The organism is Rhizomicrobium palustre (genome assembly GCF_011761565.1).
Taxonomy (GTDB): domain Bacteria; phylum Pseudomonadota; class Alphaproteobacteria; order Micropepsales; family Micropepsaceae; genus Rhizomicrobium; species Rhizomicrobium palustre.
In genome coordinates this window covers 711,731-728,965 of record NZ_JAASRM010000001.1, presented here as the reverse complement: position 1 = coordinate 728,965, position 17,235 = coordinate 711,731, and the positions used below count along the sequence as shown (strand labels likewise).

14 protein-coding genes and 1 tRNA gene are annotated in these 17,235 nt (G+C 61.0%); 7 read left to right on the top strand and 8 right to left on the bottom strand.

The genetic code is table 11. The annotated features are described in order from the left end of the window. The 3 genes from FHS83_RS03095 to FHS83_RS03085 all read left to right on the top strand — a co-directional run bounded on the left by FHS83_RS03095 (nucleotide 1) and on the right by FHS83_RS03085 (nucleotide 4,950). Nucleotides 1–858, top strand: a complete 858-nt coding sequence (locus tag FHS83_RS03095) for an aldose 1-epimerase (protein WP_167080786.1) — start codon at nucleotides 1–3, stop codon at nucleotides 856–858. 64 nt (nucleotides 859–922) lie between these two features. After that, complete coding sequence (locus FHS83_RS03090; protein WP_167080784.1) at nucleotides 923–3,796, top strand: glycoside hydrolase family 3 protein; 2,874 nt, start codon at nucleotides 923–925, stop codon at nucleotides 3,794–3,796. A 182-nt stretch (nucleotides 3,797–3,978) separates the two neighbouring features. Next, nucleotides 3,979–4,950, top strand: a complete 972-nt coding sequence (locus tag FHS83_RS03085) for an aspartyl protease family protein (RefSeq protein ID WP_167080782.1) — start codon at nucleotides 3,979–3,981, stop codon at nucleotides 4,948–4,950. A 2-nt stretch (nucleotides 4,951–4,952) separates the two neighbouring features. Here the strand turns inward: FHS83_RS03085 and FHS83_RS03080 are convergent, their stop codons facing one another. Continuing rightward, nucleotides 4,953–6,512, bottom strand: coding sequence for a sodium:solute symporter family transporter (locus FHS83_RS03080; RefSeq protein WP_167080780.1), 1,560 nt, complete (start codon nucleotides 6,510–6,512; stop codon nucleotides 4,953–4,955). Between the two features lie 156 nt (nucleotides 6,513–6,668). On the opposite strand from FHS83_RS03080, the gene FHS83_RS03075 reads away from it, so the two are divergent. Beyond that, nucleotides 6,669–7,481 carry a 23S rRNA (adenine(2030)-N(6))-methyltransferase RlmJ gene (locus FHS83_RS03075; RefSeq protein ID WP_167080778.1) on the top strand — a complete coding sequence of 271 codons (813 nt, stop codon included), beginning with the start codon at nucleotides 6,669–6,671 and terminating at the stop codon, nucleotides 7,479–7,481. A 101-nt stretch (nucleotides 7,482–7,582) separates the two neighbouring features. Next, nucleotides 7,583–7,672, top strand: a tRNA-Ser gene (locus tag FHS83_RS03070). Between the two features lie 69 nt (nucleotides 7,673–7,741). Here the strand turns inward: FHS83_RS03070 and FHS83_RS03065 are convergent. The 6 genes from FHS83_RS03065 to FHS83_RS03040 form a co-directional block, all read right to left on the bottom strand. Continuing rightward, nucleotides 7,742–9,082: an amidohydrolase family protein gene (locus tag FHS83_RS03065; protein ID WP_167080776.1), complete on the bottom strand. Its 1,341-nt coding sequence runs from the start codon at nucleotides 9,080–9,082 to the stop codon at nucleotides 7,742–7,744. Then, a complete protein-coding gene (locus tag FHS83_RS03060; RefSeq protein ID WP_167080774.1) occupies nucleotides 9,079–10,494 on the bottom strand; it encodes an amidohydrolase in 1,416 nt (471 codons plus the stop codon). Before FHS83_RS03060 ends, FHS83_RS03065 begins: the two co-directional genes overlap by 4 nt. Before the next feature lie 123 nt (nucleotides 10,495–10,617). Then, nucleotides 10,618–12,348 (bottom strand): tetratricopeptide repeat protein, encoded by a 1,731-nt coding sequence (locus tag FHS83_RS03055; RefSeq protein ID WP_167080772.1) that lies wholly within the window; start codon nucleotides 12,346–12,348, stop codon nucleotides 10,618–10,620. Nucleotides 12,349–12,444: 96 nt separating this feature from the next. Beyond that, nucleotides 12,445–12,690, bottom strand: a complete 246-nt coding sequence (locus FHS83_RS03050) for a hypothetical protein (RefSeq protein WP_167080770.1) — start codon at nucleotides 12,688–12,690, stop codon at nucleotides 12,445–12,447. Beyond that, nucleotides 12,687–13,373, bottom strand: coding sequence for a hypothetical protein (locus FHS83_RS03045; RefSeq protein WP_167080768.1), 687 nt, complete (start codon nucleotides 13,371–13,373; stop codon nucleotides 12,687–12,689). The genes FHS83_RS03050 and FHS83_RS03045 overlap by 4 nt, the downstream gene beginning before the upstream one ends. Before the next feature lie 31 nt (nucleotides 13,374–13,404). Further along, nucleotides 13,405–14,160, bottom strand: a complete 756-nt coding sequence (locus tag FHS83_RS03040; protein WP_167080765.1) for a class I SAM-dependent methyltransferase — start codon at nucleotides 14,158–14,160, stop codon at nucleotides 13,405–13,407. A 134-nt stretch (nucleotides 14,161–14,294) separates the two neighbouring features. On the opposite strand from FHS83_RS03040, the gene FHS83_RS03035 reads away from it, so the two are divergent. Then, nucleotides 14,295–15,359, top strand: a complete 1,065-nt coding sequence (locus FHS83_RS03035) for a phosphotransferase family protein (RefSeq protein WP_167080762.1) — start codon at nucleotides 14,295–14,297, stop codon at nucleotides 15,357–15,359. Further along, complete coding sequence (locus tag FHS83_RS03030; RefSeq protein WP_167080759.1) at nucleotides 15,326–16,744, top strand: amino acid permease; 1,419 nt, start codon at nucleotides 15,326–15,328, stop codon at nucleotides 16,742–16,744. Before FHS83_RS03035 ends, FHS83_RS03030 begins: the two co-directional genes overlap by 34 nt. Nucleotides 16,745–16,749: 5 nt before the next feature. Here FHS83_RS03030 and FHS83_RS03025 read toward each other — a convergent pair whose 3' ends face one another. Next, a complete protein-coding gene (locus FHS83_RS03025; RefSeq protein WP_167080756.1) occupies nucleotides 16,750–17,229 on the bottom strand; it encodes an Lrp/AsnC family transcriptional regulator in 480 nt (159 codons plus the stop codon). Between the last annotated feature and the right edge of the window lie 6 nt (nucleotides 17,230–17,235).

Sequence of the window (17,235 nt, the reverse complement as noted above, 5' to 3'; positions counted from 1 at the left end):
ATGATCACACTTGGACGCGGCGCTCTCGAGATCGACATTTCTCCCGAAATTGGGGGGGCGGTTACGCGGTTGGACTGTGGTGATGTTCCGGTCTTGCGCCATGGTGGGCTCAAGGTCCTGGACGCCTCCTGTTTCCCGCTCGTGCCGGTAGCCAACCGGATCGAGAACGGCGTGTTCAAGTTTGGGGGCAAGGAATATCGCCTTCCCCTGAATTTCGCGGACCACCCGCATGCGCTGCATGGCCATGGCTGGCAGACCGCCTGGCGGGTGGAAACGGTCTCGCGCGATAAGGTCGCCATTGCCTATGACCATGCTCGCGATGCCTGGCCCTGGGCCTATAGCGCCGAACAGGTCTTCTCGATGACCGATGATGCGGTCTCGATGGTCCTGACGCTGCGCAGCCAGGACGACAAGCCGATGCCCTATAGCCTCGGCCTGCATCCCTATTTCCCGCGCCGCCCCGGCTCCAAAGTGACCGCCAAGGTCGATGGCATGTGGCGCGCTGATTCCACCATGATCCCGACCGAGCTTGTCGCTGCGACTGATCTCATCGATCTGAACGCGGGCCAGATCGTCTCCAAGGCCCCCTTCGTCGATAATACCTTTACCGGCTGGCAGGGCCCGGCACGCATCGAACAGCCCGAGCTTGGGCTTGAGATCATGCTGAAAGCCTCGGCCAATTGCGGTTTTTTCCATGTCTTCATCCCGGAAGGTGAGGACTATTTCTGTGCTGAACCGACCACGGCCATGCCCAATGCGCTCAATCGCCCCGAATCAGCGGGTGAGACGGGTGCAGGCGTGCTCGAGCCGGGCCAGACCGTCTCCATGGAAATGCATATTTCCGTGCGCAAACTTTAGGGCTTGGCATATCGCCTGCTCTAACGGCTAAACTGCCCCGACCATTCTGCGAAGAGGCTGTCGCATGAAAGCGATTCCCGTAACTCCGGCGAAGCGCAATGCGCTTGTTCTCAGTGTCTGCGCTTTCGCACTGATGGGCTGTTCGACGGATTTGGGGATCGGCGATATCGGTGACCTCTTTTCGAGTGATCAGCCGAGCGCGCAGAAGCCGGTCGATTCCGCCCCCACCCCGGTAGCCCCCACCCCGGCAGCTCCCGCCGCGCCCGCTTCGGCGCCGGCTGTTGATCTTGCGACCTCCACCGTCATTCATCCAGAGCTCTGGCCGCTGACCCCGCCGCCGGCGAAGAATTCCGCCATCGAGGCCGAGGTGCAGCGCCTTCTTTCGCAGATGACGTTGGAAGAGAAGATCGGGCAGATGATGCAGCCCGACATCAAGGCGATCACGCCCGCCGATATCAGCCAGTATCATTTGGGCTCGATCCTGAATGGCGGCAGCGCGGGTCCGCATGGAGATCTGCGCGCCCCCGCCCAGGATTGGCTCGCCGCCGCTGATCTCTATTACAACGCTTCCGTCGCGGTGGCGCCGGGCCGCCCGGTGATCCCCACCATGTGGGGCATCGATGCCGTGCATGGCCACGGCCATATCATCGGCGCGACCTTGTTCCCGCATAACATCGCCCTTGGTGCGATGCGCGATCCCGATCTCGTCCGCCGCATTGGCGAGATCACGGCTCAGGAAATCCGTGTCACCGGGCAGGAATGGACCTTCGCCCCGACCGTCGCGGTGGTGCGCGACGACCGCTGGGGCCGCACCTACGAGGGCTATTCGGAAGATCCGGGTCTGGTTGCCAAAAACGCTGCTGCGATGGTGGAAGGGCTTCAAGGCAAACCCGGCACGCCGGATTATCTGCGCAATGGCCATGTGCTCGCTTCGGTGAAGCATTTCATTGGCGATGGCGCCACCGATCACGGCATCAATGAAGGCAACACCACCTATAGCGAGACCGCGCTGCGCGATATTTTTGCGCCGCCCTACGCCGCCGCGATCAAGGCCGGCGCGCAAAACATCATGATCTCCTATTCGGGCTGGCGCGGCCTCAAGATGCATGTGCAGAAGGAGCTTGTCTCCGATGTGCTAGTTGGGCGCATGGGCTTTCCGGGCTTTGTGATCAGCGATTATCAGGCGATTGATCGCGTCGCGGGCTGCACCGTCTCCGATTGTCCGCAAGCCGCCAATGCCGGCATCGACATGTTCATGACCGCCAATGACTGGAAAGGTCTCTACAACAACCTTTTGAAGGAAGTGCGCGACGGCACCATCCCTCAGGCCCGGATCGATGAAGCGGTGTCGCGCATCCTGCGTGTGAAGCTTCAGATGGGCTTGATGAGTGCGGGTAAGCCGTCCTCGCGTCCCTTCGCAGGCCGTTATGACCTCTTAGGCTCGCACGAGCATCGCGATATCGCGCGCCGCGCCGTGCGCGAGTCTCTTGTGCTCTTGAAGAATGATGGTGGGCTCTTGCCCCTGTCGCCGCGCAGCCATGTTCTGGTCGCGGGCGATGGCGCCAATAACATGTCCAAGCAGACCGGCGGCTGGACTATCACGTGGCAGGGCACAGCCACCAGCCGTGCCGATTTCCCCCATGCCTCTACGATCTATGACGGCATCAAAGCCAATGTCGAGGCCTCGGGTGGCACCGCCCAGCTCAGCGAGGATGGATCGTTCCGCGAGCGTCCCGATGTCGCCATCGTGGTTTTTGGCGAAGACGCCTATGCCGAGGGTAAGGGCGATATCCAGACCCTCGAATATTCCCCCAATGACAAGCGCGATCTGAAGCTTCTGCAGAAGCTGCAGGCTCAGGGCATTCCGGTGGTGGCGGTGTTCCTGTCGGGCCGTCCGCTCTATGTCACGCCCGAGATAAATGCTTCCAACGCCTTTGTCGCCGCCTGGCAGCCGGGTTCGGAAGGCGAGGGCGTCTCCGACATGCTGTTCGCCAACGCCGATGGTTCGGTGGCCTTCGATTTCCGCGGCCGTCTAAGCTTCTCCTGGCCGCGTTCGCCCGACCAGTATGATCTCAACATCGGCCAGGAGCCCTATTTCCCGCTCTTCGCTTTTGGCTATGGCCTCACCTATGGCGCGCCGCAGAATATCGGGCGTCTGGCGGAAGCCTCTGCTGTTCGTCCGCTGGTACGCGCGGCGGCGACCACGGTTGCCACCGCGCCATCCACGCCCGCTTCGGCGCCGCTAGGTCCGGTGCTGGACCGCCGCCCCTTGTTCGAAAACGGGGATGTGACGAGCGGCTGGACGGTGACGGCGGGTGGCCAGCGTGTCGCCGTTAAATCTTCGGTGCAGGGTCTCACCGCCCAGCGTTCCGAGAACGGTCTTTCCGCCAATTGGGCGAGCCATGTTCCGGTCAGCCTCACGGTTACCGGCGCCCCCATCGATCTTACCCGTGAAGCGGATCGTGGCATGAGCCTGTCATTCTCGATCGATGTCGATAAAGCCCCCACCGCGCCGGTCGTGCTCGCCATGGGCTGTGGTCCCTTATGCGGCGGTAAGCTCGATGTTTCCGCCCTCATGAAAGACGCTGCAGGCCGCCCTGCGGCGACGATCAATGTCCCGCTCGCCTGCCTTAAATCGGCTGGTGCTGATCTTACGAACGTCACCACGCCTTTCGCGCTTACCACCTCCGGGAACTTCTCCGTGCGTGTCTCCCAGGTGCGGATTTCGCGCGAAAGTGAGGCTTTGACGTGTGCCTCCGTCCCGCCTGTGACCGCCGCCGCGGCCGTTCCGGCGGGCAGCCGCCGCGATTTCTATGTCGGCTCGGCCCATAGCGGGAAGAAGAAGTCTGGCGAGACGCATGTACGCAAGAAGCGTAGCGCTAACAGTTCGTCTGCGGATAATAAGACGTCTAAGAAGAGCCGCCGCAAACACCATTAAAGCCCTCGCTCTTAAGCTGGCGATGAAGCCAGTGGTCACGGGGTTGTGATAGGGGCCTTCTGGGCCTGCTCTACCGCGCGTGCAGGGCAAAGGAGCATGATATCTCCACGGGGCGATTTCTGATAAGATCGCCGTCTACGGTCGCCATATAAAAAGAACGGCCGTCATCCCGGGAGGCGTACATGCTGAGGGATTTGCTTTCTCGCCGTGGTCTCATCACCGCTGGCGGCGCGGCGCTCGCTCTTTCGCCGAGCACTTTCGCACAGTCCATTGCGCCAGCTCCTCCCGGCGCCCCCCCTGATGATGCAGCGCGTATCGCTGCCGAAGACGATGGCGCCGAGCACCTGACCATTCCGGTGATGCTCGGCAATAAGGGGCCGTTCCGCTTTGTCGTCGATACCGGAGCGGACCGTTCGGTGATCGCCGATGATCTCGCCGTCGCGCTTGGGCTCATTCGCGGCAATAACGTCACCGTGCAGGGGGTGGTGCGCAGCTACAATTCGCGCTTCGTCGCCGTGGCCGATCTGCATTTTGGAACCGTGGAGCGGCGTAATCTCTCGCTACCGGTTTTGCCGCGAAACTATCTTAGGGCGGATGGCTATCTCGGTCTCGACGCGGTGGATGGCACCCGGGTGGTTCTCGATTTCAAGGATCACCTTTTGCAGATCGAGCGTTCGCGCGCATCCTTTTACACGGCGAGAAATCGTTGGCAGCAAATTGCCATTCCTGTACGTGGCTCGATGGGGCATCTGCGCGCCATGAACAGCAGCGTGGAGAATGTCTCCACTACCTGCTTTATCGATACGGGCGCGCAGGTTTCCTGCGGGAATGTGCATCTCTTGCGCGCGCTGGCGGCGCAAAACACCGATATCGCCCTGATCGGCGCTATTCCTATCACCGGTGTTACAGGTGGGATGATCATGGCCAAGGTGATCCGTGTCGGTCGCATTCAGTTGCACGGTATTTCCTTCACTGATGCGGTGATCGCGATCGCGGATATGGACATCTTCAATGTCTGGGGTCTGGCGAACGAGCCCGCCATGCTGATCGGCATGAACTTCTTGCGCCAGTTCGCGCGGGTGTCGATTGATTACGGCGTGAAGGAAATCCGCTTCGATCTCGCCGCGCTGATGATGGCGCGTAATGGTGCCTGAGCTTACCAGAAGTACCAGTAAAGCCCGATCAGGATCATGGCGATAAGGGCGGAGGCGAGGTTGTAGCGTCGCGCCGTGGTGAAATCGACGCCCTTCAAATCCAGCCGCTTTTCCGGGGCGGGCCTGGTCAAAAGCGATCCTGCGGCCGCTACCACCATGCAGATCAGGAAAATGTCTGCCATGCGCGTCAGGAACGGGACGCCGGGCCAGATGAGTGCGTAAAAGGCTGAGCCGAAAACCGATGTGCCTGCCGCCAAAAGGGCGCCGGTTTCATTGGCGCGGGGCCAGAACAGGCCCATCATGAAGATCACCACCACGCCGGGGGAAACAAAGCCGGTGAATTCCTGGATGTATTGGAAAGCCTGATCGCTGCGGTCCAGCAGGGGCGTGGCGACCGCCATCGCGATCATCAGCGCCGCGATTGCGGTAAAGGGGCCAAGGATCACCGACAGCCGCTTGCTCGCTTGCGGATAGACGACTTGCACCACATCACTGGTGAAGATCTTGGCGATGGAACTCAAGGTCGAGCCGGTGGAGGAAATGATCGCCGCCATCAGCGCCACGAAGACAAAGCCTAAAAGCCCCGAAGGCAGCATGGTCATCAGAAGCGGATAGGCTTCGTCGGCGCGGGTTGGCATGCCTTCGATGAGATACGCTGCGGCGAGGCCCGGAAGCACCACGATCAGCGGCATCAAGAGTTTCAGGAACGCGGCGAGCACGATGCCCTTTTGCACTTCGCGCACATTGGTGGCGGCGAGCGCGCGTTGCACGATGCCTTGGTTGAAGCCCCAATAGGAAAAATGCAGCACCCACATGGCAAGCCCCACAGAGGCAAGGCCGGGCAGGTATTTGTAATAGGGATCGTCAGGTTTCAGGATCATATGGAAATGATCCGGCATGCTCGCCTGCAGCGTCACGAAGCCTGCCCACAGCCCTTTGCCGGTGCCGATGCTCTCCAGCGCATAGATGCTCATGACAAGTCCGCCCAGCACCAGCGCGCTTACCTGCACCACATCGGTGAAATGCGTCGCCTTGAGCCCGACATAGAGTGCATAATTTCCCGCGACGAGGCCCAGAAGAACCACGCTCATGGTCAGCGAAAGTCCGGTGATGGTGTGCACCGCATTGGCGCCAAGCCACATGATCGCGGTCAAGCTGACAAAGGTGTAGAGCAGGATCCAGAACACCGCCATGGTCACCTGCGTCTTGGCGCCATAGCGCAGGCGCAGGAATTGCGGCATGGTGGTGATGCGATGTTTCAGGAACACCGGCAGGAAGTATTTTCCCGCCACCAGCATGGCAACGGCAGCCAGCCATTCATAGCCTGCGATGCCAAGCCCCAGGGCGAAAGCCGAAGCCGACATGCCGATGATCTGTTCGGCGGAGATATTGGCTGCAATCAGCGATGTGCCGATTGCCCACCAGGGCAGCGGGCGCTGCGCCGGGGCGCGATCCTCGAAATCATCTTGATCCGTATGCTGACGATGAAACAGCCGCGCCACCGTCAGTACCAGGATGGCGTAGATGATGATGATCACAATGTCGAATAGGCGCAGATGCATGTTCTAGAGCCCCCGGCTGACATGCTCGCGATTCGCGGTCCCGGATCATAACGCCCCCGCTTCGACCCGCAATTGAGCGCGGGCTGTATCTCACAGTAATGGTTGTCAACAGGTTAGGCGTTGCCGTGGCTACCCTGTGCTTGATAAGACGCAGTGATGAATTACCGCCACGCCTTCCACGCCGGAAACTTTGCTGATGTTGCCAAGCATCTCGCTTTACTGACTGCGCTTATACATCTGCAAAAGAAGCCTAGCGCTTTGGCGGTGATCGACACCCATGCCGGGCGCGGCGGCTATGATTTATCTGATGATACAGCGCGCCGTACGGGCGAAGCTGAAGCTGGTATTGGCAGGCTCAAAACTCTTGCGGGTAAAAATCTGCCCGGGGCCTTGCAGGCGTATCTATCGCACGCCTTATCCGGCCCGCTCTATCCCGGCTCACCACTTTTTGCGGCGCGTCTCTTGCGCCCGCAGGATCGCCTCGTCGCGATTGAGAAACACCCTGAGGACGTGGTTGCGCTGCGCTCCATACTGGCACCCTTCCTCAAGGCGCGGGTGGAGGAGGGGGATGGCTATCGCCGCCTTGCTGCGCTCACCCCGCCGCCCGAGCGCCGCGGCCTCATCTTGATCGATCCGCCCTTCGAGGCGCCCGACGAGTTCCAGTCTGCCGCGAAGGCCTTCGCCGCCGCCTACCGGCGCTTTGCCACTGGGGTGTATTTATTGTGGTTTCCCGTCAAATCCCCGGCCGAGGCGGATCTGTTCTGTGGCGAGGTCCTGGCCTCAGGGGTGAAGAAGCTCTTGCGGCTCGACATCCGCCTCACCGCGGCGCCCGATGGCAAGCTCGCTTCGGCAGGGCTCTTGATCGTTAACCCGCCCTGGCAGTTCGAGGAGGATATGAGGGCTGCCCTGGCGCCGATCCTGCCTCTTTTGGCCGCTGAAGCCGATTTTATCCCCCTTGCGGCGGAATGAGCCGACCTTAAACGCGTTTTTCCGCAAATTAGGCCCCAAGAGTGCCGCTATGCCGCTTGCGCTCCCGGGCAGGCTTCGATATTGGAGCGCCCTTGCCGTGCGGACAGGTGGCAGAGCGGTTGAATGCACCGCACTCGAAATGCGGCATACGGGTAACCGTATCGGGAGTTCGAATCTCCCCCTGTCCGCCACTTCCCTTTCTCCTAAAACAAAAGGCCGGACTTTCGCCCGGCCTCTCGCAGGTTTCGATAGCGCACGCCTCAGTGATAGGCGGACGGCATGCCGTCATTGACATGCAGGTAACGGTCGCGCAGTTCGAAGCCGCGTGAGCCTTGGGGCTGTTCCACGCCGGCGATAATGACCGTCACCGGCCATGTGGTGGTCTCCAAGGGATCTCCATTCCACAGCACCACATCGGCTTCCTTGCCCGGCGCCAGCGTGCCGAGCTTTGCCTCCAGCCCCCAGATGCGCGCCGGGTTGACCGTCACTGCCTTTATGGCCGCCGCATAGGAAAGCCCATTGGCAACGGCTGTGCCCGCATTGAAGCGCGCCTGGCGCAGTTCGTTGAAGCTGCGGCTGCCCGAGATGGCAAAGAGCACGCCCGCCTTCTCCAGCCGCGCGGCATTGTCGAGCCGCGCCCCCAGGCTTTCGAATTGCTGCGGCAGGTCCTGTTCGGTGTCGATGATCACCGGCGTTTTCGTTGCCGCCAAAGCATCGGCCACCAGCCAAGCCTCTTCGGCGCCTTCCAGCACCAGCTTGATGTGCTGTTCCTTGGCAAGCTTTAAAAGCTGGCGGATGTCACCGGCGCTATGCACGCGCGCGAGCAAGGGCGCTTTTCCGGCGAGCACCGGCTGTAAGGCTTCCAGCTCCTCGTGGCTCAGGGAATAGGCGCGGGTCTGGCCATTCTCATAAGCCGCCCGCCGCTTGCCGTAAGAGCGCGCGTCCTCGAGGGCGGTTTTCAAAAGCTGCAGCGCCGCGCCATGCGAGCCCGCCACCCGTGCGCCCGCATCGCCCAGATCAACTGCCACAGCTGCTTTGGGTGCGAAGACCGGATCGGTATCGCCTGCCTTCAGCACCACGCCTGCCGCCCGTCCGCCGAACAGGCTGGAGGCGGCGACGCCTTCGCTATCGGTGCCCGCGGTGAACTCCTCACCGACATTCTCGTCCTGATCGCCGCCAAAGCCGCGCGGCGAAACCGGCGTCACCATCACGCGGGTCAGCCCCGTCTGGCGCGCCAGCGGCACCAGGGTGGAGGCAGGGTTGATGCCGTACTGCACATCGAAGGCTGCGCCCAGCTTGGCGCTTTCTTCATGCGTGCTGCGCACCCCGCCCACTTCCACAGCGGTGAGATCGGTCGAGGCCGCGAACAGGCCTGGTGTCACCACGCCGCCTTTGGCGTCGATCACGCGCGCGCCCGAAGGCACGGCTACATGCGCGCCGACAGCAGCGATCTTGCCGTCCTTGATCACCAGCGTGCCATCTTCGATGGTTCCCGCCGCGCTCGCGGTTTCGATCTTGGCATGGGTGATAGCGATGGTCTCGGCATTGGCACTCAGTGCGAAAGCCGAAGCCGCCAGCAAAAGAGAAGCGATACGGCTCATTGGAATTCTCCTGCGCCCGGCTGGCCGAGTTCGAAATCGGATTTGGCTTTTTTGGCGGGATCGAAGCGGTCGTAGACGAGGGCGCCGTCGATGAACACCTTGTCCGCCTTGGCATAGACCGAGAAGGGATCGGTGCTCCATACCACCAAATCGCCTGCCTTGCCGGTCTCTAACGTGCCGGTCTTGTCGAGAATGCCGATGGCCTTGGCCGGATTGGCGGTGATCCAGGAAATGGCGTCGGCCTTGGAGATGTTGAGCCCGATACGGTTGCCCGCCGTCATGGCGATGGCCGCTTCCTGGTTCAGATGCTGAGTGATGGTCTCGTCATCGGAATGGATCACCACGCAGACGCCCTTCTTATGGGCGATGGCGGCATTGGCTTCGATGCCGTCGAGAGATTCCATCTTGAAGTTGGCCCAATCGGCCCAGGTGGCGATGCAGACGTTTTCCTTGGCGAGAATATCGGCTGCCTTATAGGCCTCGCTGGCATGGTGGAACATGGCGACATGGAAGCCGAATTCATGGCTGATATCGATCATGGTCGCCATTTCGTCGGCGCGATAGCAGTGGTTCTGCACCAGGATCTCGCCGCGGATCACGCCCGCCAGCGTGTCGAGCTGCAGATCGCGCTTGGGCGGATCGGCTTTCTCACCGCGCCCGACCTTGGCGTGATACTCGTCCCATTTGCGCATGTATTCGGCGGCATCGATCCAGGCTTTGCGGTAGCCCGCAACATTACCCATGGCGGTGGAAGGCGAACGGCCCTTGCTGCCATAGACGCGCTTGGGATTCTCACCGCAGGCCATTTTCAGGCCATAAGGCGCGCCGGGAAACTTCATACCTTGATAGGTGACCGAAGGTACGTTCTTGACGATGGCCGCGCGTCCGCCGAACAAATTCGCCGAGCCGGGCAGGATTTCCAGCGTGGTCACGCCGCCCGCGCGGGCGCGATTGAAGCCGGGGTCTTGCGGCCAGATCGAATGTTCCGCCCAGACCTGCGCGGTATTGGGATCGGTCGCTTCATTGCCATCGGAATGGGCTTGCACCGCCGGGGTGGGATAAACACCCAAATGGCTATGGGCATCGATCACGCCGGGTGTCACCCATTTGCCTTTGCCGTCGATGATTTCGGCGCCTTGCGGTACCGCGGTGCCTGCCGCGCCCACGGCGGTGATCTTGCCGCCCTCCAGCACCACCACGCCGCCATCAATCTCCTTGCCGGTCGCGGTCAGGATGTTGGCGCCCACAATGGCGACGGTCTTGCCCGGCAGGGGCTTATAGGTGGAGGGGAAAGGATCAGGATTGGCCGAGGCATCAAGCCCTTTGGGCAATGCCTTCGCAGCCACGGGTTTTGCCCCGTCGCCGCCCATTGCGGCACACCCCGATAGCAGCAGGAGGGTCACCCCCGCCATGCACAACCGATCTACCCTTCGCACCGACTGCCCCCTTTTCGGACTCGTGAACGGCTGGGACGATAGCGAGGTGAAACCGCCTCGGAAAGATGCAGGTCTAAAATTTAGGCGATCACACTTCTGTTACGCGGAAGCTTTGGCCAAGGCTTTGGAACGCGCGATATCGGCGTCTCCGCCCGGCTTATCGCCCAGCCGCCGCTTGATGAGCCCGCGCTGATACCAGGCTTCGCCCAGGCCATCGTCACGCTTAATCGCGGCATCGAAATCGGCGAGCGCCAGCTTGTCCTCTCCGGCCCGCGCATGAACTTTGCCGCGCCAGTAAAAGGGCAGGGCGTTCTGGGAATCGAGTTTCTCGGCCTCGGCGCAATCGGCGAGTACCTTCTTGTCCTGCTTCAGGGCGAAGAAGGCTTCCGCCCGGCCGGACAGCGCGATGGATTTATCTTCGCCTAAGCTGCGCGCCACGGCGGCATTGAAATCCTTCAGCGCCGTCTCGGTCTCGCCCGCGTTATTGAGCAGCACCCCGCGATTGTAGTAGGCGACCCAATTATCGGGATCGAGTTTCAGCGCCCGCCCGTAATCGGCGGCTGCCGCTTCTGAACGGTGCAGATCGGCATAGACATCGCCCCGGCGGCGATAGCGGTCGGAGCTTGGCGCTTTTTCCAGCGCGGCGGAAATGTCCTTCAGCGCGGCCTCCGGCTTGCCGCTGGCTTGCAAGGCGTCGGCGCGATTGGTCAGCAGCACTTCGTTGCCGGGCAAAAGTTTGAGAGCCGCCGCATAATCGGCGATGGCCAGATCATATTGCCCATTGCGGTTATAGATATTTCCACGCCGGTTGAGGCTCGCATAATCCTCCGGCGTCTGTTTCAGGATGCGTGCATACTCTTTCAGCGCCTTGTCGTTCTGGTCGAGCGCCGCCAGCGCCTCCGCATGGTGGCGCAGCATGTCGAGGTTTTTCGGATCAAGGCTGATCGCCTTGCTGAAATCACTGAGCGCACCTTTGGCATCGTCTTTCTTTTGGCGCATCAGGCCGCGATTATCATAGGCGATGGCGAATTTCGGCGCGTATTTGATGGCGTTATCGAAAGCCTTGATCGCCGCCGCGGTATCTTCCTTGCGGTCCATCATGCAGCCAAGCCCATTCCAGGCCAGCGCGTCTTGGGCGTTGTGCTTTAAGGCAGCACGGTAATCGGCAATCGCTTTATCGGTTTCATCGGTGTCCGCGAAAGTATCGGCGCGGTCGCGATAAGCGCGCGTATAGCCGGGAAAAATGGCGATGGCCTGGCTGTAATCGGCGGTGGCTTTGTCGGCCTGATCGAGTTTGCGCCAGAGATTGCCGCGGTTCTCGTAATAGAGCGCGATGCCCGGCATCAAGGAAATCGCTGTATTGTAATCGGCCATGGCCTTGTCGAGCTTGCCAAGGCGCACATAGGCCCAGCCGCGATTGTTATAGGCGCGGTCGTCATCTTCCTTCAGCGCCAAGGCGCGGGCGTAATCGCGCAGCGCGCCCGTATCGTCATCGGCATTGTCACGCGCGTCGGCGCGGGCGAGCCAGGCTTCTTCATCGCCTGGAGCGATTTTCACCGCCTCGCTCAGATCGTTGATCGCGGTGGCATAATCGCCTTCGCCCGAATAGGCGGCGGCACGGCGGGTCAGCATCACGGCGCGTTTTTTCGCCGAAAGGCTCGGATCCAGGATGAGGTCAGAGCAGGCGGCGACTTGCTGGTAAAACGCGATGCCTTCGCCGCCGCGGCAGACAGCCATAGAAAGGCCCTGCACCGGCGGCGCGGGTACAATCCACATCCCGGCGGCGATAACGGCTATAGCCGTCACAGCCCACCACGCATAGGCCCGCATTACCCACCCCTATTATAGGGGGAAGGCTAGCACAGGGCTTTTGCTCCGCCGCAACGGAATTGTGGTTGTGACCCGCGCTTTAGAGGCGGTTTTTCGCTAGTGATGCGCCCGGTCCACGACGTTGAGATGGCGCACCGTCAGGGAGTCGATTTCCGCCGATTTCAGGTGCAAATGACCGACCCCGATGCGCCCGATAGCGAGCCGCGCGATAGCGAGCGCGCCAATGGAAATCGCCCCCAGCATCCCGGCCCCTAAAAGGGCCAGGCCCACCGGCGAGATTCCGATAGGCAATGCCGCGACGGCACCGATTTTCTTGGCGGGTTTGGGTTCGGTTGTGCTCATGGCAGCGGTTTTACTCCGTTATGTTCCACCAGGACGCCATAGGTGGAGAGTTTTCCGCCCGCATCCGTCACCGCAAAAAGCGATACAGCCTTGCCTGGTTCCAGCCAGCTCGTATCGCCAAGCACCCAACGTGTGATCATGGTTTTGGGTCCGACCACGATTTCGTTGTCGCTAGCGCAAGGCCCTTGGCCGGGGGCAGGGGCATGGCCGCTGCACATGCCGTTAGGGCCGGGAATGGAGCCGTGGAAGGTCAGTTTCAAACTCCCGCCTTTGCCTTTGGCGGCGGGGGTAATGGTGGAAACCGTGGCGTTGATCAGGCTTTTCTGATCACTGGAGGGGTATTGACCTTCACCCAGCCCCCGAAGCGGTTCAGGAAAGAGGCGCAGCTCGCTCGCCAGAAGCCGCCCGTCCTTTCCGGCCGAAGAGGTGGAGGCGATGAAATCCCCAGGTTTCAGCGCGGCGAAATCGGCTTTCTCCGTCGCGATCACCCTTGCATTGGGCGCAAGGCTAAGGGCGATAGTCTCGCCCTTGGTGGTCTTCACCGTCAGGGTCGGGGCGGCGAAGCCCACGATGCTGCCTTTGATACGCTGCGGCGCCGTGCTGGATGCCGTTGCCGGGGCGGTTTGGGCGAGCGCAGGCATAAGCGAAAGCACCGCCGTCACAATCCAAACCGCCGCGCGCATGATCCTACTCCGTCGTCTGTCGCCGGAAGGCCTATTTGGCCTTCAGGGGCTTTCTGAACTTATAGACGAATTGGTCGGTTTTACCGCGGATGGAGGGATCGAAAACGTTGGCGGTCTTGGGGTCCTTGGTATTGCGCAGAACCTTGGACTCGCCTGCAAATTCGAACCCGGCCGCAGTTATTTCCTGTTTCACCGCCGCTTCGTCGATGCGATGCAGCGTATTGGTATCCCGGAGGCCCGAGCCCTTTTCCGCGGCATGATCGATCACGATATAAAGCCCGCCTGGTTTCAAAGCCTTAAACACCGCTTTGTTGACCTTGTCGGTGTCCGCCGGCTTGAAAAAATCGTCCTTCATGTCGTGGTAGTTCTGGGCTGTGAAAACCACATCGAGGGCTTCGGGCGCGCTGAGATCGTTAATAGGGGCATGGATGACGCTGACGTTCGGGTATTCCTTGGCCACCGCCAGGATCTTGGGCGATTTGCCCTTCGAGAAGCTGTCGAGTTCGCTCGGCTGGTAGGCATAGACCCAGCCCTCCGGCCCTACGGCCTTGGCGAAGATTCTGGTGAAATAGCCGCCGCCCGGAACCAGATCCATCACCTTGGCGCCCGGCTTGATTTTGGAAAATTCCAGCATCTCGGCGGGCTTGCGGTCGCCATCGCGTTTCACATCGTCTGCGGGACGCGCAGTGTCGCTAAGCGCGGTGGTGATCGCGGCAGGCTTGGCCGCCAGCGCCGCCATCGACAAAACCGCGCCGGATAAAAGGACGGCCGAAAGCATTTTTTTCATGTCGTCTCCCCAAATCTTCCTTTTGCGGCGCGGACTATGGCACGGGCTTTTTGGCAAAGCATCCACCGTAAAGCCTGATGCGCTCGCGCTCCGCTCATGGCATGATGGCTTTCAGCTCGCTTTAGGCTCACCCCATGTGCTTGACCGCGCTCGAACCGTCCCTTCGCGTTATGGGTTTGCTGGCGCCTGGGGAAAGCTTTACCGCCGAGCCGCTCGCGGGCGGCATCTCCTGTGATGTCTATCTCGTCACCGTAAGGGGCCGTTCTTATTGCGTGAAAGCGGCTTTGCCGAAGCTGCGCGTCGCCGCCGATTGGCGCGCTCCGGCTGACCGCAGCCATGCCGAAGTCGCCTGGATGAAGCTCGTTGGCGGCATCGATCCGGATTGGGTGCCGATGGTGCTAGGCGAGGACCGCGCTCATCACATTTTTGCGATGGAGTACTTACCACCCGAGACGCATAGGAATTGGAAGGCCGAACTCGCCGCGGGCCATGCCGATCCAGCCTTTGCGGCGGAGCTGGGCGATCGCCTCGCGCGCATTCATAGCGAGACGGCGGGCCGCGAGGATATCGCGCGCGATTTTCGCAATGGGGTTCATTTCCACGCCTTGCGGGTGGATGCCTATCTCCTCCATACCGCCGCCAAACATGCAGATGTCGCGCCCATAATAAAGGGGATGGCGCGCAACCTTTCCGCTGCGCATATCGCGCTGATGCATGGCGATATCAGCCCCAAGAATATTCTGATGGGGCCGCAAGGGCCGGTCTTTCTCGATGCCGAAACCTGCTCCTATGGCGATCCCGCTTTCGATCTGGCCTTCTGTCTCAATCATCTTTTGCTGAAAAGCGTTTGGCATCCCGCGCATGCCGCAGCTTACGCCGCCACGTTTACAAGCCTTGCACGGGCGTATTTCAAGGGTGCGAGCTGGGAACACCGCGCGGGGTTGGAACGGCGCGTAAGTGGGCTTTTATCCGTGCTGCTTTTGGCGCGGATCGACGGCAAATCGCCGGTCGAATATCTGACCGCCCCCTCCGATCAGATTTTCGTGCGAGAACAAGCCAAAGCCTTTCTCAAAGATGGCATTGGCCATCTCGATGCTCTTCTGGAGCGCTGGACAGAGGCCCTTAACGCTCGTCAAATAGAGGCCGACTCAAAGGGGCGGGAAGAATGCGCAATTTCGCAGCGGTCTTCAGGCGGCTGAAACCCATCGAAAGCGTGCACGATAATCCCGGCACCGAAAAACTTGTTCCCACCCTTTCCTGGCATCATCTCGTCGCCCTTGGCGTGGGCGGCATTGTCGGCACCGGCATCTATACCCTGATCGGGCAGGCGGCGGGGCTTGCCGGTCCCGGCATGATCGTCTCTTTCATCATCGCTGGCCTCGTCAGCGCCTGTGCCGCGCTCGCTTATGCTGAGATGGCGACCATGATGCCCGCCGCCGGCAGTGCCTATACCTATAGCTATGTCGTGATGGGCGAGCCGATTGCCTGGCTGGTCGGCTGGAGTCTGATCCTTGAATATACCGTGGTCTGTGCCGCGGTTGCTGTGGGCTGGTCTGCTTATGCGGCCGGTTTCATGGCTTGGCTCAATCTGCCCATCGTCCCGGAATTGCTGAAGGGGCCGAGTGCGGGCGGGATCATCAATCTTCCTGCCGTGGGTATTTGTCTGGCGGTGGCGGGATTGCTCGCAGCCGGCACACGCGAAAGCGCCACCGTGAATTTCGTGCTGGTGATCCTCAAGCTCGCCGCTTTGGCCGCTTTCGTGGCGCTGGCCTTGCCCGCCTTCAACAGCGCCCATTTCACACCCTTCCTGCCTTATGGCTGGTCCTCGATGACCGCGGCAGGTGTGAAGCTCGGCGTGTTGCCCGCAGCCTCGCTGATCTTCTTTGCCTTTTATGGCTTCGATACGATTTCTACCGCCGCCGAAGAGGCCAAGCGTCCGGGCCGCGATCTTTCCGTCGGCATTGTTGGCTCGATGCTGCTCTGTACGGTGATTTATATCGCGGTGGCGCTGGCGGCGATTGGCGCGGTGCCCGTGGCGGTTTTCGCGCCCAGCGCCGAACCTTTGGCGCTGATCCTGCGCACCATTCATCAGGAAAATTGGTCCGCCATGATCGGCCTTGCTGCGATCATCGCTTTTCCGACGGTGATCATGGTCTTCATGTATGGCCAGAGCCGCATCTTTTTCGTCATGGCGCGCGACCGGCTCTTGCCCGGCAGTCTTGCCAAGGTGAATTCGCGCACGGGCACGCCCATCGCAGTCACGATCTTCACGGGTGTTGTCTCGGCGGTGATTTCGGGCCTCGCGCCCCTCAGCGAGATCGCCCAGCTTGCCAATTCCGGCACGCTCTGCGCCTTCATCGCGGTGGCCCTGTCGATGATGATCTTTCGCGTCAGGGACCCGGCGCGCAAACGCGTGTTCAAAACCCCGCTTTGGGGGCTGGTGGGAACGGGTGCGATTGTTGGCTGTCTCTATCTTTTCGCCAGCCTGCCGCTCGATACCCAGATCCGCTTCGTGATTTGGAACGCGATCGGCCTTGTTGTTTATCTGGCCTATAGCGTCCGCAAATCACGTCTGGCGAAGTAAATTGCTTACAGCTTGCTTTCGATCGGCACGCCCGGCGCATTCTTCGAGGCGTGGATGGAAAGGGCTGTCTTGACGCTCGCGACATTCTTCTCGGCGGTCAGAACTTCGGTGATGAAGCTCTGGAAGCTCGAAAGGTCCTTGGCGACGATTTTCAGGATGAAGTCGACTTCACCTGAAAGCATGTAGCATTCGCGCACATTCGGCCAGGATCGCACATGCTCCTCAAAGCTTTTCAGATCTTGGTCGTGCTGGCTGGCAAGGCCGACAAAGGCAAAGCCCGTCACTTCGAAGCCGAGCGATTTGGCGTCAAGAACGGCGTGATAGCCCTGAATGAACCCGGCTTTTTCCAGCGCCCGCATGCGGCGCAGGCAGGGCGGGGCGGTGATTTTCGCCCGGCGGGAGAGTTCGACATTGGTGATGCGTCCGTCCGCCTGCAGTTCGGCGAGGATCTTCACGTCGATAGAATCGAGCTTATGGTGCTCCAAGGGTGT